The organism is Flagellimonas oceani, from assembly GCF_011068285.1.
GTDB classification, from domain to species: domain Bacteria; phylum Bacteroidota; class Bacteroidia; order Flavobacteriales; family Flavobacteriaceae; genus Flagellimonas; species Flagellimonas oceani.
The window spans coordinates 4,088,814-4,108,279 of the sequence record NZ_CP049616.1 but is presented as its reverse complement, the minus strand read 5'-3'; the positions used below and the strand labels follow the sequence as shown (position 1 = coordinate 4,108,279).

Sequence of the window (19,466 nt, the reverse complement as noted above, 5' to 3'; positions counted from 1 at the left end):
TTTCCAAAAACCTCCGATCCAAGTTAAAATGTGTGTATGGGTTCATCCCGCATTTCGGAAAATTCAGGTTATATTAGCGTGCACAACCAGCTAAACAAATTGTTTTGTCCATGGGCAAAACACCAAATATTATACTATGGCACTTATTTCGTTTTTAGGATTCACACTATTAGTGGGTATCATATCCTGGTGGTCCGTTAGAAAAACAGATGAATCATCATCCGATGGTTATTTTTTGGGCGGCAGGAGCCTTACTGCAGGGGTCATTGCCGGCTCATTGCTATTGACCAACTTGTCCACCGAACAAATTGTGGGCCTTAATGGCAGCGCCTATAAGGATGGGCTTTCCGTTATGGCCTGGGAAACCTTGGCGGCCCTGGCCATCGTGGTAACAGCACTGTTTTTGCTGCCCAGATATCTAAAGGGCGGATTGACCACCGTGCCCCAGTTTTTGGCGAAACGTTTCGATGTTGCCACAAAAACCATCACCTCGGGACTTTTCCTAACGGGCTATGTTGTGGTACTGCTACCGGTGATCCTTTATTCCGGTTCGGTGGCGATCAGTGGCATGTTCGATGTTCCCGCTCTTTTGGGCGTATCCGAATCCTCCGCCTTGGTCATTTGCATATGGGGAATTGGTATCATCGGCTCCATTTATGCCGTTTTTGGCGGATTGAAGGCCGTAGCCGTATCCGACAGTATCAACGCAGTTGGATTGATCATAGGTGGCATAATGATTCCTATATTCGGTTTGATGGCCATTGGCGATGGAAGTGTAATGGGAGGGCTCGACACCTTAATGGCCGCCAACCCCGAACGTTTTGATTCAACCGGGAACCCTGGACAGGAGGTGCCTTTTTCCACCATTTTTACGGGCATGATGCTGGTTCAGCTTTTTTATTGGGGAACCAACCAACAAATTATTCAACGTGGACTGGGTGCCAAAAATTTGGCCGAGGGACAAAAAGGATTATTGTTGGCCGCTTTTTTAAAGATACTGGGGCCCATTATTTTGGTTTTGCCCGGAATGATCGCTTATTATTATTTTGAAGGCGGGCTGGCCAGCAGTGATCTTGCTTATCCCGAATTGGTAAGGGCCGTGCTGCCAAAACCGCTGATGGGCTTTTTTGCCGCCGTGCTTTTTGGGGCCATCCTAAGCTCGTTCAACAGTGTGCTCAACAGTTCGGTGACCTTGTTCGGAATTGATATCTACAAGCAGCACATCAACAAAAATGCCCCGGAAATGACCGTAGTGAAGTATGGTAAGGTTTTCGGGGTGTGCTTGGCACTTGCAGCGATGTTCATTGCGCCGCTTATAGCCAATGCAGGTAGTTTGTTCAACTATCTTCAGGAAATCAATGGTATTTACAGCATTCCTATTTTCACCATTATCGTAGTAGGTTATCTTACTAAAAAAGTTCCCGCCATCGCGGCTAAAGTTGGCATCCTTTCAGGATCTATTCTTTACATCATCAGCCAGTTCATCGTTGGACCCAAAATGGTATCCCAGGCACTTGCCGAGGCGAAGGCCAATGGCATAACCGATCCGGTAGAACTCAACTTGATCGAGGCCGGGGCATATCCGCACTATTTGCACGTTATGGCCATTTTGTTCGTTTCCAACATTGTTATTATGCTTATCATCGGAAGGTTCTTCCCAAGAAAAGAACCGTTCCAATTGGAATATACCAAACAAGTTTCCATAGAACCCTGGAAACACGTAAAATTGGCCAGTGCACTCATAGCCATAATCGTAATCGGAATCTATGTCTATTTTGCGAAATAGGGAATAGGCGAAAAAATTAAAAAGCCCAGATGTTCTGGGCTTTTTTTATAGGATGCTCTTTAAAAAATTTTCTTTGTAGGCCCTTCCCATTGGGATTTTGGCGCCATTGGTCAACAAGACCAAGTTGCCGGAGATCCTATCGATTTTTTGCGTATTGATGATATGTGATTTATGAATCTGGTAAAATTGGTTGCTTCCCAGGACCTTTACCCAATGTCGAAGGGGCTCGTTGGAAAGTATTTTTCTTTCTTTGAGATGGATTTCGGTATAGTCGGAATCGGATGTGATGGTGTAAATATCCTTGACGAGGACCTTGATGTGCTCGTGGCTGGACTTTATGTAGATCTCCGTTAAGGGCCCACTCTCATTTTTGGGGCCATTGGGTTCGTACTTGGCATTTACCTTGTTCACGGCCTGCAAAAAGCGTTGGAAAGAAAAAGGCTTCAACAGGTAATCTACTACGTTTAGGTCGTACCCTTCGAGGGCATATTCGGAAAAAGCGGTGGTCAAAATTACATGTGGCGGGTCGGGGATGCTCTTCAAAAAATCCAGTCCGTTTATTTTGGGCAGGTGAATATCCAAGAACATAAGGTCAACGGATTCTGCATTCAAGAACTCCATGGCCTTCAATCCATCGGAAAACACATCCACTAGCTCCAGAGTGGGAACATCCTGAATGAACTTTCTCAAAATCCGCTGCGCCGGCGGTTGGTCTTCAACGATAATACACCTCATTTGTTATACCTTTTCCAGTTCCAGCTTTAAATATACTTGGTAACTATTATCGGCTTCCTCTATCTGCAAAATATGCTTTTTTGGGTAAAGTAGTTCCAGGCGTTTCTTTACATTTTTAAGGCCGATGCCCTTGGCAACGCTGTCCAAACTAAAGCCGGGTTCATAATTGTTCTTGCAACGGAACTCCAATATGGAATTGTTGAGCCTAACGGAAATATCTATCTCTATATCCGAAGATTGACCGGATTGGCTGTGCTTGAATGCATTTTCGATAAATACGATCAAGATCAAGGGCGCAATCCTGTACTCGCCTTCCATTTCATCTACATCAAACTGTACGTCTCCCCTGTCCTCTATCTGCAATTTATACAAACGGATAAAATTGCCCAATTGTTCCAGTTCCTTTTTCAAGGGCACCAATTGTTCCTTGGATTCGTACAACATATAGCGCAGTACACCGCTCATCTCCAATATGATCTCTGGTGTTTTTGGTGATTCCTGTAAGGCGTAGGAATACAGGTTATTGAGATTGTTGAACAAAAAATGTGGGTTTATCTGGCTTCTTAAAAACTGTAGCTCACTTTCTTGAATGGTGGTCTCGAGCTCATCGATCTGCGCTTGCTTTTTAAGGGCATCCCAGCCAAATTTACAGCCCGATAGGATGAACATAACGGGCAACACCCCCAAAAGTGAAATATAAATTCCCGGAAAGGTGTTTGCCCTTTTTGTATTAGGGAATATAATGGGCTCCAGAATGGCCTCCTCTACGGTTATCACTATGGCTACAACTATGGCCGACCCCACAAAGAATTGCCAATATTTCTTTTTGTACAGAAATTTTGGCATCAGATAATAGGTGATGCCCACAGTGGCAAATGCATAAAACAATAGAAATATGGCCCTGTGCACCACTATGCTCCCTGTGTTCCTGTCAAAAGAAAAGAACAACAGGACCAATACGTGCAATACTATTTGAAAAAGAAGTTCCTTTTTAGAAATCAATACAGTTAGGTTAATGAGGACCAAAGCTATATATAAAACTGTAGTAAAAGAAAAGTAGCATTACCAACAACCGAGTTTGACCCCTCAACGACAAAATACATCCATCCATTCTTAATTGATTGGTTGATTGGAGGTTAAGCTATGTTGTTCACAGAAAATATTTATATCTTATGATTTAATTGACCATATTTATATGAGACCTTTTTAACATCAAAGATTGAAAAGTAAAAAGAGAACGAACAACGAACACTAAAAATCACACAATCATGAAAAAAGTAATTTTTACATTGGCCTTCCTGACCACCTTGATGGTCACGGCGCAATCCACGTGGAAATCTGACGCCGCGCACTCCAAGATCGGTTTCGGTATTTCGCACCTTATGATATCCACCGTGGAAGGACATTTTAGCGACTTTGATATAACCGCAACGGCAACCGATACTTTTGAGGATGCCGAATTTATGGTGGACATTAAAACTACCAGTATAGATACCGACAATGAAAGGCGAGACGACCACTTAAGGAGTGCCGACTTTTTTGAGGTGGAAAAGTATCCTTCCATAACATTTAAAAGCACGGATTATGAAAAAACCGGCGACAATACGTTTAAACTCACGGGCGACCTCACCATTCATGGTGTGACCAAGAAAGCGACCTTGGACGGTACGGTAAACGGTATTATCACAGACCAACGAAGTCAAAAATTGAAAGCAGGGCTAAAACTCACCGGAACCATTGACAGATTGGAGTTTGGTGTTGGTGAGGAATCGGCCTCGATCGGAAACGAGGTAAAGTTGACCATTCACTTGGAAATGGCGCAGCAATAAAATATGTCTCCATACAAAGAGCCACCGAAATCGGTGGCTCTTCTTTTTCCCCTCTTAACTAAAAAATTCTTTTTAAACGCTCCGGCGCCTCAAATCGATAACCGATATAAAATGGACCAGCCCTTTGCAAAATTGGAGCCTGACCGTTCAACAACTTTACATTAAATTTGGGGAAAGGATACCCCTGATATTAAACACCAATTCCTTTGGGGCTAGCCCCAAAGGAATTGAAACAACGGACAGAGTTTAATTTAGAGACCCCATTTGAATAAGACACTTATATTCAAAAACGAGTTTTCAGAGATTGTAATTCTCTGAAAACTTCTTTTGTTGTAATGGTTTTAATTGTTTCGCCTACTCTTTTCCCAGTCTTTTACCTAAATAATTTTCACCATGATGAACAAAGATTTTCTTAAGCCTTAAATAGTGATCATTTAATTTCTTTTCGAAATTTTTGTCATTGTAAAAAACCTCTTCAAAAAATGAGTCAGACAACAAAGCAACTGAATATTGATTGAAAAACGTACCTGTAACTCGAAATGAGCTCTTTACTAAATTAATTTGCAGAAACACATTCCCTTTATTATCTATAATTTCCAATCCATGTTTATCGTGATTAACCGAAAAAACCGAATTTTTTTTCAAGGACCACTTATTCTCGACTAACTCAAAAATCAAATCCCCATTAGGAGCACTTAGATGTGTTGAGACTAAAAATTTATTACCGTCTTGAATTATCATAATCGACACTCCATTAATATATCCTCTTTGAGGTTCTTTTGAATCTTTATCATTAATTTCAAAATGTATTGTATTACCCAATGCCAGTTTATAATCATTATATTCGGTGGAAATAAACTCAATTTCCCCTTTCTCTCTCTGTTCATTCTTAATTATAGTTGCAACTTCATGCGTATTAGAAGTAATGGCATTTATTTGGGAAGAAAATTTTAAAATAGAATCTGTTAATTCGGCAATTCTATCTTGTTTATCTTGAACTTCTTTATTTTTAGACTCAACTAAATTTTTTAGATTACTATTCTCTAATTCTAAACTTTCTATTATTGAGTCTTTACTCTTGGTTATTGTGCCCCTTAGTACCTCTGTTCCTTTAAATTGATCAATAGCAAGTAAAATAGCACCGATGCCTCCCAAGAATATTAGTATTAAAGACCAAATCAACAGTGTAGACATTTGTTTTGATTTAATCATGGAATTCTATACCTTAACTCAATGATAAGATAGAACATTTTAATTAAAAAAGATTTTAATCATCTAAAATAAAGCTGCACTACATGCAGCTTCTTTCTTTTTAGCTCAACTACTAGGCTCCCTTCGGCTGCGCTCAGGATGAACTTCTCGCCCAACCCCCAACAAAAAAGCCCACTCCTTTCAGAATGGGCTTTATTTCTGCTCCCCCTCTTGGGGTGCTATTATCATATTACCATAGATAGATAACAACTTCAACACACCTAAAACCCTTTATTTTACTGGCTCTATAATTGCAATTGATTTATAAAAATTGTGTTTGGTTTTAAGAATGTTGGATAATATGTTGGATATTTTATCCAACATACCTAACTTTCAAGTGTTCAAAATGGCAAATATTAAATTCTATCCCCATAAAAGGGCAGGCTCCTGCAAAGTATATCTAAGACTCAATATTGGGCGGGAAAAAGATTTTCGACTCTCCACGGGCCTATCAATTCAAAATGCAAAGGATTGGAACCACACCACCAACTTACCCAAGGAAAACGACCCTAAGAACAAGAAATTAAAAAACCGTCTCAACGATCTTGCAAGAGAGTTGGACAAATTCATTGATGATACCGAGAAAGATGAGACCAAAGGACTGTTCGATATTGAAAGTAAGCACATAAAAACCATCATACAGAAGTTTAACAACTTGGAACCCATCAAGGAAAAAGAGTTTTTGGTGCCTTATTCTAAATGGTTTAGTGAAGACTTAAAGAAAAGGACCTATATCCGGAATAACGTAAAACTGTACTACAAACAAAACACCGTTGAGAAATACCTCAACTTTTCCAAAATACTGGAGAAGTATCAAAAGCACAAGGGCCATAAGTTGAAAATTAAAGAGGTTAACACGCGATTTGCAACTGATTTTCTTGATTATCTAACCAATACAGAGATAAAGAGCATAAATACTAAGGGAAGATACATTAAGCGCCTTAAAACGATTGTGAGGGATTCGCAACTGAATGGCTGCAAGGTTGACCCTGACTACATGAACATCAAAGGTTTTCAAGACGAAAATATTGTAACCTATTTGACCTTTGAAGAAATTGATCAAATCATTGAAAAGGAGATGCCGAATGAACGGCTTCAGATTGCAAAGGATTGGTTCATTATTTCCTGCTACACCGCTCAACGAATTTCAGACTTGCACCGCTTCACCAAAAACAACATCCAGACCATTGATGGTGGTAAGTATATTATTCTCAAACAATTCAAAACCGGAAAGAATATTGAAATACCTATTCATTACAAGGTGGATGAGGTACTTGGGAGATACGGCAATGATTTCCCTCCAAAATTCACCGACAACGAGCAAAGTCAGCGCAGCATACTATCCACATTAATAAAGGAGGTTTGCAGAATATCCGGGCTTAGGGAAAAAGTTCAGGGAAGGTACAACGGTAAAAAAGGTTTGTTCCCAAAACACAAATTGATCAGCAACCATACCGGCAGGCGTTCCTTTGCATGCAACTTCTATAACTTGGGGAATTGGTCCACGCAAGAGATAATGAATATAACGGGCCACGTAAACGAACGTAATTTTTTGACATACATAGATAAGTCGGACCCAACACTTTCAAGGATTGCAAGAGCAAAATTTGATGCAATGGAACAAGAAGACCAACGCAGAAAAGAACCTCAACTTAAAGTCGTAAACAATTAACCCAAAATACATACAGATGAAGAAAACATTATTTGAAAAACAGGAGGAATGGCTAAGAGAACTTAAAGAAGAAAACCTTTCTCTTAAGTTAAAACTTGAATTAACCAAAATTGAGATTGCCATGGCAAAAAGAAATTTGGGCCTTGATTAAAATATTTAAAAGTCAAATACTCCCCTGACCACCATCGAGACAACCTTGAAAACGAAAAATAAATGTATTTAAGCGAAGCACACAAGAAATCCTCGGAAGCGAAACAGGCAACAATCAAGAAATGGCAAGAATCACCAACGGATTGGATCAAGATGGACAAACTGGCACAGGAACACTTCAAGGAGCACGGCCAAAAAAGAAGTTCAAATAATGGTTCGGGAAATAGTCAGAAAAAGTTAAAAGACACTTTTGATTACACCTCCTTGACCAGAAAGGAACTTGATATTCTTTATCATCAGATTATAGACAAGGCCATAGAGAATTATGAATATCGGCTTCATGTGCTTTTTAAATGGAAAATCAACCATGAGCAATTTCATTACAGAGCCGGGGCCAGTCTAGCAACAAGGATTAGACGGGAAGAACAAAGAATGAAAAAGCATGATATTATCGGTGTCTATTTTAAAAAACGGTGGGCCAACATGACACCGGAAGAGGTTGAAGCCGATCGGAATTGGATTAGGGACCAAGGAGACTTAAGAAATCCTAATTAGCGATGAAAAGAAATCCTGCATTCGACATAAATGAAGATTACCAAGGTTTTCGCACCAATTTTATCCAGGGAATAAATGAATTGCTTTCCAAAGAATCCTTCAAATCAAAAAAAGAAGAGTTAGAAACTGGCCTTGAGGTGGCAAGAATGATACATTTCATTTGCATACCCGAAGATTTAGAAGTAATTATTTCAGAGGTTAAAAAGGCTAAACTTCTAATTGAAACCGAAGAGGTAGAATATCAATTAAACCAAAAAATCAAAGATTCTAACCTTACTAAATTTCAAGAGACACGATTTAAGGCCATTGTTTATTCCCAGTATATTAAGTATCTAATTGGGCGATTAAATTTTTCAAACTTGTTCCCCGAAGGCTTCCCTTTATTTGATTTCACCATACACAACGATGAGGTCATAACAACAATCGAACCTTTAGAACAAGAGATTTTAGAAAGACAAAACAAGAAACCACCTAAATCGACTCCAACAAGAGTTAAAATTGGGGCATTGTTTCTTTCGGGTGAAGCAGATGAAGCCTACAAAATTCACGGTTCATGGTCAAAAGTAGCCGCACATTTCGATTTTAAGAAATTTAGGGGTCAGTTCTCCGCAACTGCAAAAAGAGAAAATTCGGAAAATGAGAATGATGTTTTCCAAACACACCAAAAGGAGATACTTAATCACTGTAAGTCCAATAATATCCCTGTCAATCACAAAGAGTATCTAAGGCAATAATGATACTGAATTGATACTAAGTATCATCTTTTAGTATCATTCTCCCTTATTGAATTTTAAGCATTGTTAATGATTAAAGCAATGCTCTTATGAACCAGATTCAATTCATTGGCACCACGCCACAGCAATTACGAAATGACATCAACAACGATGTCAAAACACAAATTGACGAACTCAAAAAGTGTTTCCAACCCAAGAACCCCGAGGAACTTCTATCAAGATCCGAAACTGCCGAACTTCTAAAAATCAACCTTAGCACATTGTATTTATGGACCAAAAAAAGAAAACTCAAATCCTATGGTCTTTCCGGAAAGGTCTATTACAAAAGAAGTGAAGTTGAATCGGCATTAATTGCCCTAAACGATTAATGCCATGGAGAAGTTCAAAAACCGCATTTTCAGCAAATCCGTTTACGATAGGAAAGGTATTAATGGTGGTTCCATGAAATTTAAATACCGAGAAGGTATAAGACCAGTGAGTGATTGGATTAAAATCACAATTGATATGGGACGCTCCAAAGCGAAGGGCGTTACAAAATGGTTAACCGAAATGGACGACCATTTGGAGAACCGGCAACCTACAACAGGAATGTTTAAAACCTCACAGCCCAGATGGACCTACGGCGATTTAAACAACAAGAAACACCTTTTGATATTTGAATTGACCCAAGGGGGTAAAACACTAAACATCTACTACTTCAAAGATTATTACCCCAGAAGCCCCAAAAGGTTCACCTTAGAATTTGCACAGGCCGAAGTAAAAAAAGAAGGGGGCATTTAGCCCCCTATCTATTTTGTTCAAAATGTTATCCGCATAGACAACGGAGTAAAGATAATGATTGATTTCGTTAAAATAAAAGTAGTTGAATGTGATATTGACAAACTCACAAACCACCCTTATTTGGAGTTTCATCGCACAGTTTCAGAGAAGACAGGAGAACTGGGAAAATTCATGGTTGCTTCATATCACAAATGCAAAATTAAAGTCTATGATAGCGGAACAATTTTTTTCTCCGGCAGCATCCATAAGATGCATAATTCAATCAAAGGCATAGAAGCACCGAATAGAGACCCCAAAGGATTTAACGGGAACGACTTCTATTTTCAAGACATAATTGAAATAAGGGAACATATCTGTTCGCTATTTAATGTCACCCCTGAATGTTTAGTACTTCAAAATATTGAGTTAGGACTTAACCTTAATTCCATATTCAATCCACAAGACTTCATTAAATGGTTATTACTTTTTGAGGGTAACGAATTTGAGTTTCATTTTGATGGCCTTTACGCTCAATCAATCCATCAGCAATACATCATTAAGATTTACAATAAGGGCAGACAATATGCTATGCAAACCAATACCCTAAGATTTGAAATCAAGGTTCTTAAAATGCAACACCAATTAAATCATGTTGGTTTCAGAACAATGGCGGATATTGGCCCTAACGTCATAGGGCTTGCGTTTGATTATTTAATAAAGCAATTACAAAAAGTACTTTACTATGATATTACCATCCAAATGAAAGGATTGCAAGACAAACAAAAAAGTAAACTAAAAGACTTTAAAAACCCGAGATATTGGTCCGGCTTAACTCCAAAAAAAAGACATAGAGATAGAAAGAAATTGAATATTCTGATTGAATCAAAAAGCAAAAATCTTAAATCTGAATTGGCACTCTTAGTGAACAAAAAAAGGGAACAATTTAACCAACTTTCCGAAACACCCTTTGTGGAACAATTTAACCATTCAAATATAGGGTTAAATAATACCCCTTTAAAAAACAGAATATGCCCAGTAACGGGCATAGATATTTCAATGCAAAAAGAGGGCTCCAAATTACTTTCCAATACCGGGTTAAAACATCTTGAAAAAACCAACCTAAAAGAATTCAAAAGACTGCAGTCAATACTTCTTACTGGAGAGTACAATAAATTTGAAAGAACGGTTTATGACATGATGAGCAAACAGATCAGAAATTACTTTTACAGCAAACGAGATTTTTATTCTGATCCGATTCTTTTCAATTAAACCACCATGCTAAAAACTTGGCGCCAAATTATAGTTGAGGTCAATTTTTTCAGAAGGGAGATGCAAAGAAAAACTCAAAAAACCTAACCCTTAAAAACCTAATGAACCCCCGTGGGGTCGAGAAATCCGATTTTCCTAAGATGGAAAAACCCATATTATCTGTATTACCTCCCAAGGGTACTATCGTGTGGGCAATACTGCATCTTTGTTTACATTAAAGAAGTATGGGGCTAGAGATTTGTAATACGAATAAAATCGTTTTAATCTTTACTTTCAATCAAATCACGAAAGGTAAGATCCTCATACCTAATTCCATAATAAACTTGAAAATAGGCAGCACCTTTCACTTCATTCTCCTTGACTATATTTAGAAGTTTATATTTAAACCTTAACTGATTACAAGTGGTTGAATCGATATCGCCACAAATCCTATCCAAAACTTTATGTGAATTAGGTGAACTTATTTTCTTGTCTATATCGGGTGTATATAAAATCATCCAGGTGATAAAACCTAAAACGATGGTTGAAACTGTTCCGGCTAAAAATTGTTTATTCCTGCTTAACGTAGTATTAATCATGGCTCACAATCACAGTGCATTTGAGCGGGGGAATTACAATGTACAAAAATTCAAGAATTTATATTTTCTGTATTCAAATCATTACTATAACAACCATCTATCGTATATTTATATTTGATAATAAATTTTGATACTATGAGTCCTTTATTTGGTTTAGGTTTAAGCGCACTTTCTTCTGGTTTACAGTTGTTCAAAGGCAATAAACAGGAAAAGGAAGCGCAAGAGGCCATTGATAATTTTGAATTTCAAGATCTCGACAATGTTTATGAGGATATGCCCATAAGCACAGTAGGTTCCGATATCATCCGTGAAGAAGCATCAAGGACAACGGCCGGAATGGTCGATGCCGCACGAAGTGGCGGTGTCCGTGGTGTTCTTTCCGAACTTCCAAAAATTCAGCAGTATAGCAATGACGTGAACAGTCAGGCCGCCATGGATCTGGACAACCAGATACGTGAACGTAACCGATTGATTGCCGAAGATGAAAAGACCATTAGGGCCATGAACGAGCAACGACAAGCAAATGAACTTGCCGGCCTTGGACAAAAATTGGCAACTGGGCAGCAAAACTTTTTGAGCGGTATGGACAATTTAGCAAATATCGGAATGAGTGCGGGATTCACAGATAGTTTAAGAGACCCAACCCCGCAACAAAAAAAGGTACAAGTCCAGAGTATGGGGATAGTTGGAACCGCTCCAAAAATGGTAATGCCCAGTGTATTATCATCAACACCATCAACACTTTACAACAACTATCTTTCAACCTCATCTCTCTGATTTTTGGATTCAATTAGATTCAGCACTATCATTAGTACCATAAAACTAATCTATTCTTGTTTTTATACCCTTTCCAAATCCTCAAATAAACTACATAAAACACTGTTTTACAGTTTATTGAAATTTATTTTTTTTGATAGTTTATTAAATACAGAAAACAATACATATATATCAAATGTATTGCACGAAGTTACCTTTTGTTGAAAGTTGAGGTTGCATTCTCCCCACTGTTTAAGCGTGTGTGTCTTTAATCACCAATTCACATCCCATTTCATTAAGTAATTTCAAAAGGGAATTAAGTGTTATGTTTTCGGCCTGGCCCCTCTCAATCTTACTATACCAAGTTCTTTGGACCTTTGCAAACCTTGAGAATTCCTCTTGACTGATGTTATTGCCCTTTCTCCATTCCTTTAAATAGGTGGCCACATCTTGAAAGGTTTCTATACTCCTCTTATCTGCCATATGCTAAGTTTAATTACATAGACTTCGGGCAACATAGGTTTTATTGCCATTACTATTGATATAATAACATCCTCCTCTAGGGCCTCTTATGTATCTCCTTGAACTACTATACTTTCTTGTATAGTTGGTAGATTTTGACTTTGCTAATGGCGAACTACTAAGTGATGCCTTGGCAGCAACCTTTTGGTTGTTCGATTGAGGGCAATTTAATTTCGAAGCATAATATTGAAAAACAAACCCTTCGCCATACTCTGTAATGACACGGTAATAGTTATTGTTCTTTTCCTGAACATAAAGGGTAGTCCCAATTGGCAATTTTGAAATTAGTTCTGACCCTCTATCTGCTTTTGACCTCAATTCCGCTCCAGATGTAGCACAAAATATAGCATCTTCAGGAGAAATGTATTTTGCAGTTTCCTTGTCTATTTCCCTTTGAATAACCTTTAAAGAATCACTCCAATATTGCACATTATTTAAAACTGCCTTTTTAGCCTTTTGTAATTGTTCTATCTTTTGATTCTGTGATAATCCAATTATTGGGAGCAGAAAAAATGTAAAAATTACTATCCTCATTTAAGTTCCGATTGTAAGTTTTTGATTTTCAGGTCAAAATTAATTAAATATACCTGTTTAACTAATACAAACAGAAACACTATAATCTAAAATCTTGCAAGTTTTTAAGTCTTTCTCTACTTTTATAACAATCCCTTCTAACATTCAAATTTTTAATAATCTCGACCCAATATGAATTGGAATGAATATCCATGGATAAATATTGTATCAATATTTATTGGAACCGTAATAGTAGTTATTCAAATTTTAGATTGTAAAAGCACCAAATGTAAAAAACGTAAAAAAAATTCAGTAATAGGTTTATCTGTATTTCTTATGATATTCTCAACATTTGGAACTATCACAGACGAGGTAACTAGAAATAAGGAAATTGAAAAGGATAGCATTAGAGCAGTCAATATTTCTAAATCCATTGAATCAAGCATTAAAAAGGCCGAATTACTTAAGACTAACGTTGATAATTTAAACGATGTTATTGTCAACGTTGATAAAAAGACTGATAGCCAATTAGAAAGAATTGGTCAGTACTCTAATAGTTTCAAACGAATTTTGGATTTACAAGACTTAAATATGAAAAACCTAACTGGTGGAGACGGATATGCATATATAGAACCACAAATTAACAGTTTGGATTCTGCAAAATCTAAGTTTGGTTTAACAAGAGGTGGAACAAATACTTTAGTCAACCTCCAGATAGTTGCCTGGACTAAAACCACAGAATTTCAGGAAATCTTACCTTCCTTTTTTTACAGTGATGCTTCGAAATATGACATGGAATACTTTAACGGTGAATTTCCTATTGCAATAGCATTCAGCGCGCTAAATGGAACTTGGGATCAAATAATCAAATATTTAAAAGTTGAAGGCAACTGGGAGTATTGCTACTATGTAGTTTCTTTTACAGATAAACACTTGAAAGGGAAAAATTATATCTTCAAAAGATATGTTTCAAATAACTTTCCAGAAAACGAATTGATTCAACGATTTGAAAATCTTTGGATACAACAACAAACAGAAAAGAAATAACCTAGTGAAATTAGAATTTATCTTTTTGACATTGCCTACTATTGTAAAACGGTGCCAAATTAACTTGTTTTCAAAAGAATACTTAACTAACACTAAATTCTACTTGGTTTGGATGTAGTGAGAAATAAATAATGCGATGACAAAAAGTTAGCATAATTTCTATAAATGAAATAAGTAGAAGAAATCAAGTTACATTCCTTAATATTGGATAAAGTGTTGGATAAAAAAGAGGCGCGAAAACAAAAAACCCAGTAAGTACAATACTTACCGGGTCGTGTCTGCTCCCCCTCTTGGGCTCGAACCAAGGACCCTCTGATTAACAGTCAGATGCTCTAACCAACTGAGCTAAGGAGGAATATTTTTACCTTAAGCGGGTGCAAATATAATAGATTCTTTTTTACACCACAAACAAAAAAAATGGTTTTCTATTTAAAAAGCCACTTGTACAAATCGTTGCCATTGGCAAACAGCAACAAAGCGATCAAAATAAAGAACCCTATCATTTGGGCATACTCCAAAAATTTATCGCTGGGCTTACGGCCCGTTACCATTTCATATAGTAAGAACATCACGTGTCCACCGTCCAACGCTGGGATGGGCAGAATGTTCATAAAGGCCAAGATTATGGATATAAATGCCGTTGTTGCCCAAAATGCCGGCCAGTTCCAGGTATCGGGGAACATACCTCCAATAGCGGCAAACCCACCTACTTCTTTATACGCGCCTGTATCGGGGTTAAATATTTTCTTCATGCCCTTGATGTAGTCAGAAAGTGTTTTTACACCCTTGTTCCATCCAGCAGGAATGGATTCCCAAAAAGAATAGGTCAATGTACGTTGCTCCAGATATCCTTTCTCTTTATATTCCTCCGGGGTCATTCCCAAAACCACGCCCAAGGTACCCTTATCCGTAATGGAAACGGTAAAGTCTATCGGGTTGCCGTTTCTCATAACCTTAATAGGCACTTCTTTTCCCTTGTTTGCCTCCAAAATAGGGGTAACTTGATCCTTATACTCCACAGATGTTCCAGCTAATTGCACCACTGCATCCCCTTTTTGCAGTCCACTGTCAATATTTGGGGAGTTTTTGGGAATATCGTTGATTACGAATGGCCATCGAAAAGAAATCAAGGCCCTTGATTTATCCTTATTATCAGACAATGTCTCGATTACGTCTATTGGCACTTGTTTTTCAAGCACCTGTCCGTTCCTTTCAACTGTAAATTGGTTGCCCAATAAAAGTCCGGGCATTATTTGCGACAAAGCATCTACTTCTTCCCCATCAATGGTTAAAATCCTATCACCCGTTTGAATCCCCAGTTCGTCACCTAAAGCCTTGTCCGTTACCCAGATACCATCCTTTAGGCTATCGTTGGCGATATACTGCTCACCATAGGTAAAAACCAGTCCAATAAAAATGACAACGGCCAAAATAAAGTTTACCGTTACCCCGCCGAGCATAATGATCAAACGCTGCCAGGCCGGTTTGCTACGGAACTCCCAAGGCTTTGGCTCCTGCTGCATCTGCTCCTTGTCCATGCTCTCATCGATCATCCCGGAGATCTTCACATATCCGCCCAAGGGCAACCAACCAATACCGTAAACGGTTTCCCCTATTTTCTTTTTAAAGAGTGAAAACTTTACATCAAAAAAGAGGTAAAACTTCTCCACCCTGGTCTTAAAAAGCTTTGCAGGGATAAAGTGTCCCAGCTCGTGGAGCACAATCAAAAGCGATAAGCTCAAAAAGAATTGTATGGTCTTTATTACTATAGGGGTCATTCGTTATCTTTTGTTAAAACGCACAAAAGTAACCTTTTAGAGATTGATAAAAAAACATCAAATTTTATCCTTTCGTGATTTAAGAAAGATTTAGCAACAATAAACTGCTTTGTGCTTGAAGAATAGCCCTTTGAGGCGTAATTTTGCAAACATGGGTTCATTTTTTGCCAAATACAAACTGTTCGGAATCGTAATGTTGGGGCTATCGGCAGTGATCGTCTACCTATTTTACAATGCCTTGCAGCCCGAAAAAATACTCCCGGTATACCAACCCTCCATGGTGGACAAATCGTTGGTGGACAGTACACTGCACTACACAAAAAAATACCACAAAGTGGCCGATTTTTCCCTAGTGAATCAAAATGGCGATACCATAACCCAGGAAAATTACAAGGATAAAATTTACGTAGCGGATTTCTTTTTTACCACCTGCCTTACCATTTGCCCGATCATGACCAAAAATATGGGCGAAGTACAGGAAGCCATTAAAAACGACCCCACTATTATGCTTCTGTCCCATTCGGTTACGCCACAGATAGATACGGTTGCCCAATTAAAACGCTACGCTCTCGAAAAAGGAGTTATCGATAGTAAATGGAACTTGGTCACCGGAGATAAAAAACAGATATATGATTTGGCGAGAAAATCCTATCTGGCCGTTAAGAACGATGGTGACGGAGGGGCGTTCGATATGATCCATACCGAAAACTTTATTTTGGTGGATAAGGAAAAACGTATCCGCGGTTTTTATGATGGTACCGATCGTGATGAAATAAACAGACTCCTTGAAGACATCAAAGTGCTTAAAGCAAGTTACCTAGAATAAGCCCAAATCGCTTTATCCGTAATTGCACCGTCTAGTTCCGCATTTTTACCTATTTTTGCCTTACTTAAAATCAATCTAAATAAGAATCGTGGCCACCGTTGCAGACCTAAAGTATGGACAAAAGGGTATTATAAAGGATTTTACCGAGCACACCCTACCCGTAAAACTAATGGAAATGGGATGCCTTCCCGGGAACAGTGTAGAACTTTTGCGGATAGCTCCTTTGAACGACCCCCTATACATCAACCTCAGTGGAAGCCACTTGGCCATAAGAAGATCCCTGGCACAGCTTATTGAGTTGGATATTATTGAAGAAACGCAGGCTAAATGAGCAAAAACATCAACGTAGCCCTTATCGGGAATCCAAATACAGGAAAAACTTCAGTTTTTAACCAACTTACCGGACTCAAACAAAAAGTAGGGAACTATCCCGGAATTACAGTAGAAAAAAAAGAAGGTATCTGTAAACTCCCCAGAGGGGTAAAGGCGCATATCCTAGATCTTCCCGGAACATACAGCCTAAACACCACCTCTTTGGACGAAAGTCTGGTAGTGGAACTTTTGCTCAATAAAAATGACAAGGACTACCCAGATGTTGCCGTGGTGATCAGCGATGTGGAAAACCTTAAAAGGAACCTGCTCTTGTTTACCCAGATAAAGGACCTAAAGATCCCCACTATTTTAGTGATCAATATGGCGGACCGCATGGACCGCAAGGGCATCTCATTGGACATTGAGGGCCTGGAAAAAAAGCTGGATACAAAAATTGCGCTCGTAAGTACCCGAAAAAATACGGGAATCGATCGTATCAAAGAACTCATTGAAGATTACAGGAGCATTTCTTCAAAATCCATACTGGATACCGGCAGAATATCACCGGAATATTTTAAACGCCTCAAGGACACCTTCCCGCAGGAGGACCTCTACAAGTTATGGCTTGTGATCACGCAGGACGTGAACTTTATGCCCATCGAGAAAAAACGGATCCAAGATGCCACAGGCTTTTCCACCAAGTCCAAGGAAGAGCTCAAAAAATTACAGCACAAGGAAACCGTGCTCCGCTACCAGCTCATCAACAATATTTTAAAGGACACCTATAAGGTCGACTTTATGGCCGCCAAGGGCATGAGGGCATCTTTGGACAAAATACTGACGCACAAAGTTTTTGGCTACCTCATTTTCTTTGCCATTTTACTGCTCATTTTTCAGGCCATTTTTGAATGGAGCTCCTACCCCATGGACTTTATAGATGAAAAATTTGCCCTAGCTGCAGAATGGATCAAAAATACATTTCCCCCCGGGGTCTTCACAGACCTCCTCGCAGAAGGAATCGTGGCCGGTATTGGAGGAATCGTCATTTTTATTCCACAGATAGCCTTTTTGTTCCTGTTTATTTCCCTGTTGGAAGAATCCGGATACATGAGCCGAGTTGTATTTTTAATGGACAAGTTGATGCGACCCTTTGGTCTGAGCGGCAAAAGTGTTGTTCCATTGATTTCCGGTAATGCCTGTGCCATTCCCGCTATTATGGCGACAAGAACCATAGAAAACTGGAAAGAAAGGCTTATCACCATTTTGGTAACGCCCTTTACTACCTGTTCTGCCCGATTGCCGGTGTACTTGATTTTGATTGCCCTGGTAATCCCCGAAGGCAGCATTTTGGGACTTAGCTATCAAGCATTGACACTGATGCTGCTTTACCTCATCGGATTTGGAATGGCGCTCCTATCCGCCATGGTACTCAACAAAATCCTAAAAATCAAAAGCAGATCGGTTTTTATGGTGGAAATGCCTACCTACCGACTTCCATTGGTAAAGAATGTGGTTTATACCGTCATCGAAAAAACAAAGAGCTTTGTGCTCGGTGCAGGTAAGATTATTTTGGCCATTTCCATCGTGTTGTGGTTTTTGGGCTCTAATGGCTATTCCGATGATTTCCATAATGCCGAAAGCATCGTAAAAGAACGCATAAAGACCGAAGGACTGAGCACGTACAGTAAAAATTACGTGCAAAACAACATACAAACCTATCGGGCATCCAGCAAGGCAGAAGGATTGTCGTCCAATGCCTTACAGGATTCCGTACAAGTATTGACCCAAGACCTTACAGAAAGAGCAGTGGCACAAGAGATTGCCAGCTACAAGTTGGAACATTCCTACATCGGGCAGGCCGGAAAAGCCTTCGAACCATTGGTAAAACCCTTGGGCTACGATTGGAAAATTGGCATAGCCGTATTGACCTCCTTTGCCGCCCGTGAAGTGTTCGTGGGAACCTTGGCCACCATTTACAGTGTGGGCAGTGATGAGGAAGAAACCATTAAGAGCCGCATGGCCGCCGAACTGGATGAAGATGGCAAGCCATTGTTCAATTTGGCCTCGGGGATTTCTTTGATGTTGTTTTACGCCTTTGCCATGCAATGTATGAGCACCCTGGCCATAGTAAAACGGGAGACCAACTCATGGAAATGGCCCATGATCCAATTGGGCTTTATGAGTGTTTTTGCTTATATTATAGCTTTGATAGCCTATCAAATCCTAAATTGATACAAAGATGATTCAACAAATATTGGCATACGGAACATTGATTGTGGCGGCAGGCTATTTGGTTTGGAAATTCTTGCTTCCCAAATCACTCTTCAGCAAAGGGAGCAACAACTCCAATTCCTGTGGCCAAGACAATTGTGGCTGTAGCTGATTCAATCCATT

The 19,466-nt window shown here is 39.0% G+C and carries 21 protein-coding genes and 1 tRNA gene; 15 read left to right on the top strand and 7 right to left on the bottom strand.

The genetic code is table 11. The features are described from left to right. The first annotated feature begins 136 nt into the window (after window positions 1-136). Window positions 137-1,786, top strand: coding sequence for a solute:sodium symporter family transporter (locus GVT53_RS18620; RefSeq protein ID WP_166249981.1), 1,650 nt, complete (start codon window positions 137-139; stop codon window positions 1,784-1,786). 45 nt (window positions 1,787-1,831) lie between these two features. Here GVT53_RS18620 and GVT53_RS18615 read toward each other — a convergent pair whose 3' ends face one another. Both GVT53_RS18615 and GVT53_RS18610 read right to left on the bottom strand, forming a co-directional pair. Further along, window positions 1,832-2,521 carry a LytR/AlgR family response regulator transcription factor gene (locus GVT53_RS18615; protein ID WP_166249980.1) on the bottom strand — a complete coding sequence of 230 codons (690 nt, stop codon included), beginning with the start codon at window positions 2,519-2,521 and terminating at the stop codon, window positions 1,832-1,834. Between the two features lie 3 nt (window positions 2,522-2,524). Further along, entirely contained in the window at window positions 2,525-3,523 is a 999-nt protein-coding gene (locus GVT53_RS18610) for a sensor histidine kinase (protein WP_166249979.1), read from the bottom strand. A gap of 266 nt (window positions 3,524-3,789) precedes the next feature. Here GVT53_RS18610 and GVT53_RS18605 point away from each other — a divergent pair, with 266 nt between their 5' ends. Further along, a complete protein-coding gene (locus GVT53_RS18605) occupies window positions 3,790-4,350 on the top strand; it encodes a YceI family protein (protein ID WP_166249978.1) in 561 nt (186 codons plus the stop codon). Between the two features lie 354 nt (window positions 4,351-4,704). On the opposite strand, the gene GVT53_RS18600 is transcribed toward GVT53_RS18605, so the two are convergent. Continuing rightward, a complete protein-coding gene (locus GVT53_RS18600) occupies window positions 4,705-5,544 on the bottom strand; it encodes a hypothetical protein (RefSeq protein WP_166249977.1) in 840 nt (279 codons plus the stop codon). 403 nt (window positions 5,545-5,947) lie between these two features. Here GVT53_RS18600 and GVT53_RS18595 point away from each other — a divergent pair, with 403 nt between their 5' ends. From GVT53_RS18595 to GVT53_RS18565, 8 genes are all read left to right on the top strand, one after another. Then, the gene (locus GVT53_RS18595; RefSeq protein ID WP_166249976.1) at window positions 5,948-7,273 is read left to right on the top strand and encodes a tyrosine-type recombinase/integrase; all 1,326 of its coding nucleotides are present in this window, start codon (window positions 5,948-5,950) and stop codon (window positions 7,271-7,273) included. Between the two features lie 16 nt (window positions 7,274-7,289). Continuing rightward, on the top strand, window positions 7,290-7,424 hold the full coding sequence (locus GVT53_RS21170) for a hypothetical protein (RefSeq protein WP_258537702.1): 135 nt from the start codon (window positions 7,290-7,292) through the stop codon (window positions 7,422-7,424). Between the two features lie 62 nt (window positions 7,425-7,486). Next, window positions 7,487-7,978, top strand: a complete 492-nt coding sequence (locus GVT53_RS18590; RefSeq protein ID WP_166249975.1) for a hypothetical protein — start codon at window positions 7,487-7,489, stop codon at window positions 7,976-7,978. A 2-nt stretch (window positions 7,979-7,980) separates the two neighbouring features. Next, window positions 7,981-8,712 (top strand): hypothetical protein, encoded by a 732-nt coding sequence (locus GVT53_RS18585; RefSeq protein WP_166249974.1) that lies wholly within the window; start codon window positions 7,981-7,983, stop codon window positions 8,710-8,712. Between the two features lie 89 nt (window positions 8,713-8,801). Beyond that, window positions 8,802-9,080, top strand: a complete 279-nt coding sequence (locus GVT53_RS18580) for a helix-turn-helix domain-containing protein (RefSeq protein ID WP_166249973.1) — start codon at window positions 8,802-8,804, stop codon at window positions 9,078-9,080. Window positions 9,081-9,084: 4 nt separating this feature from the next. Beyond that, on the top strand, window positions 9,085-9,492 hold the full coding sequence (locus GVT53_RS18575) for a hypothetical protein (RefSeq protein ID WP_166249972.1): 408 nt from the start codon (window positions 9,085-9,087) through the stop codon (window positions 9,490-9,492). 54 nt (window positions 9,493-9,546) lie between these two features. Continuing rightward, window positions 9,547-10,740 (top strand): hypothetical protein, encoded by a 1,194-nt coding sequence (locus GVT53_RS18570; protein WP_166249971.1) that lies wholly within the window; start codon window positions 9,547-9,549, stop codon window positions 10,738-10,740. 713 nt (window positions 10,741-11,453) lie between these two features. Beyond that, window positions 11,454-12,095, top strand: coding sequence for a hypothetical protein (locus GVT53_RS18565; protein WP_166249970.1), 642 nt, complete (start codon window positions 11,454-11,456; stop codon window positions 12,093-12,095). A gap of 231 nt (window positions 12,096-12,326) precedes the next feature. Here the strand turns inward: GVT53_RS18565 and GVT53_RS18560 are convergent, their stop codons facing one another. After that, a complete protein-coding gene (locus GVT53_RS18560) occupies window positions 12,327-12,557 on the bottom strand; it encodes a helix-turn-helix domain-containing protein (RefSeq protein ID WP_166249969.1) in 231 nt (76 codons plus the stop codon). A 9-nt stretch (window positions 12,558-12,566) separates the two neighbouring features. Then, entirely contained in the window at window positions 12,567-13,130 is a 564-nt protein-coding gene (locus GVT53_RS18555; RefSeq protein ID WP_166249968.1) for an SH3 domain-containing protein, read from the bottom strand. Between the two features lie 171 nt (window positions 13,131-13,301). On the opposite strand from GVT53_RS18555, the gene GVT53_RS18550 reads away from it, so the two are divergent. Beyond that, complete coding sequence (locus GVT53_RS18550) at window positions 13,302-14,156, top strand: hypothetical protein (protein WP_166249967.1); 855 nt, start codon at window positions 13,302-13,304, stop codon at window positions 14,154-14,156. Window positions 14,157-14,437: 281 nt separating this feature from the next. On the opposite strand, the gene GVT53_RS18545 is transcribed toward GVT53_RS18550, so the two are convergent. Then, window positions 14,438-14,511: transfer RNA gene (locus tag GVT53_RS18545), tRNA-Asn, on the bottom strand. A gap of 70 nt (window positions 14,512-14,581) precedes the next feature. Continuing rightward, complete coding sequence (gene rseP / locus GVT53_RS18540; protein WP_166249966.1) at window positions 14,582-15,934, bottom strand: RIP metalloprotease RseP; 1,353 nt, start codon at window positions 15,932-15,934, stop codon at window positions 14,582-14,584. 151 nt (window positions 15,935-16,085) lie between these two features. On the opposite strand from rseP, the gene GVT53_RS18535 reads away from it, so the two are divergent. The 4 genes from GVT53_RS18535 (at window position 16,086) to GVT53_RS18520 (ending at window position 19,455) form a co-directional block, all read left to right on the top strand. Beyond that, window positions 16,086-16,760 carry an SCO family protein gene (locus tag GVT53_RS18535; RefSeq protein WP_166249965.1) on the top strand — a complete coding sequence of 225 codons (675 nt, stop codon included), beginning with the start codon at window positions 16,086-16,088 and terminating at the stop codon, window positions 16,758-16,760. An 85-nt stretch (window positions 16,761-16,845) separates the two neighbouring features. Beyond that, complete coding sequence (locus GVT53_RS18530) at window positions 16,846-17,091, top strand: FeoA family protein (protein ID WP_166250539.1); 246 nt, start codon at window positions 16,846-16,848, stop codon at window positions 17,089-17,091. Beyond that, the gene (gene feoB / locus GVT53_RS18525) at window positions 17,088-19,304 is read left to right on the top strand and encodes a ferrous iron transport protein B (RefSeq protein ID WP_166249964.1); all 2,217 of its coding nucleotides are present in this window, start codon (window positions 17,088-17,090) and stop codon (window positions 19,302-19,304) included. The genes GVT53_RS18530 and feoB overlap by 4 nt, the downstream gene beginning before the upstream one ends. Window positions 19,305-19,311: 7 nt before the next feature. Next, on the top strand, window positions 19,312-19,455 hold the full coding sequence (locus tag GVT53_RS18520) for a hypothetical protein (RefSeq protein ID WP_166249963.1): 144 nt from the start codon (window positions 19,312-19,314) through the stop codon (window positions 19,453-19,455). The last annotated feature ends 11 nt before the right edge of the window (window positions 19,456-19,466 follow it).

Excerpts from the sequence above, each read along its gene's own strand:
- GVT53_RS18615 (WP_166249980.1), bottom strand. The coding sequence starts at position 2,521 with ATGAGGTGTATTATCGTTGAAGACCAACCGCCGGCGCAGCGGATTTTG.
- GVT53_RS18520 (WP_166249963.1), top strand. The coding sequence starts at position 19,312 with ATGATTCAACAAATATTGGCATACGGAACATTGATTGTGGCGGCAGGC.
- GVT53_RS18550 (WP_166249967.1), top strand. The coding sequence starts at position 13,302 with ATGAATTGGAATGAATATCCATGGATAAATATTGTATCAATATTTATT.
- GVT53_RS18595 (WP_166249976.1), top strand. The coding sequence starts at position 5,948 with ATGGCAAATATTAAATTCTATCCCCATAAAAGGGCAGGCTCCTGCAAA.
- GVT53_RS21170 (WP_258537702.1), top strand. The coding sequence starts at position 7,290 with ATGAAGAAAACATTATTTGAAAAACAGGAGGAATGGCTAAGAGAACTT.
- GVT53_RS18555 (WP_166249968.1), bottom strand. The coding sequence starts at position 13,130 with ATGAGGATAGTAATTTTTACATTTTTTCTGCTCCCAATAATTGGATTA.
- GVT53_RS18605 (WP_166249978.1), top strand. The coding sequence starts at position 3,790 with ATGAAAAAAGTAATTTTTACATTGGCCTTCCTGACCACCTTGATGGTC.
- GVT53_RS18560 (WP_166249969.1), bottom strand. The coding sequence starts at position 12,557 with ATGGCAGATAAGAGGAGTATAGAAACCTTTCAAGATGTGGCCACCTAT.
- GVT53_RS18600 (WP_166249977.1), bottom strand. The coding sequence starts at position 5,544 with ATGTCTACACTGTTGATTTGGTCTTTAATACTAATATTCTTGGGAGGC.
- GVT53_RS18565 (WP_166249970.1), top strand. The coding sequence starts at position 11,454 with ATGAGTCCTTTATTTGGTTTAGGTTTAAGCGCACTTTCTTCTGGTTTA.
- GVT53_RS18585 (WP_166249974.1), top strand. The coding sequence starts at position 7,981 with ATGAAAAGAAATCCTGCATTCGACATAAATGAAGATTACCAAGGTTTT.
- GVT53_RS18535 (WP_166249965.1), top strand. The coding sequence starts at position 16,086 with ATGGGTTCATTTTTTGCCAAATACAAACTGTTCGGAATCGTAATGTTG.
- GVT53_RS18580 (WP_166249973.1), top strand. The coding sequence starts at position 8,802 with ATGAACCAGATTCAATTCATTGGCACCACGCCACAGCAATTACGAAAT.
- rseP (WP_166249966.1), bottom strand. The coding sequence starts at position 15,934 with ATGACCCCTATAGTAATAAAGACCATACAATTCTTTTTGAGCTTATCG.
- GVT53_RS18590 (WP_166249975.1), top strand. The coding sequence starts at position 7,487 with ATGTATTTAAGCGAAGCACACAAGAAATCCTCGGAAGCGAAACAGGCA.
- feoB (WP_166249964.1), top strand. The coding sequence starts at position 17,088 with ATGAGCAAAAACATCAACGTAGCCCTTATCGGGAATCCAAATACAGGA.
- GVT53_RS18575 (WP_166249972.1), top strand. The coding sequence starts at position 9,085 with ATGGAGAAGTTCAAAAACCGCATTTTCAGCAAATCCGTTTACGATAGG.
- GVT53_RS18570 (WP_166249971.1), top strand. The coding sequence starts at position 9,547 with ATGATTGATTTCGTTAAAATAAAAGTAGTTGAATGTGATATTGACAAA.
- GVT53_RS18620 (WP_166249981.1), top strand. The coding sequence starts at position 137 with ATGGCACTTATTTCGTTTTTAGGATTCACACTATTAGTGGGTATCATA.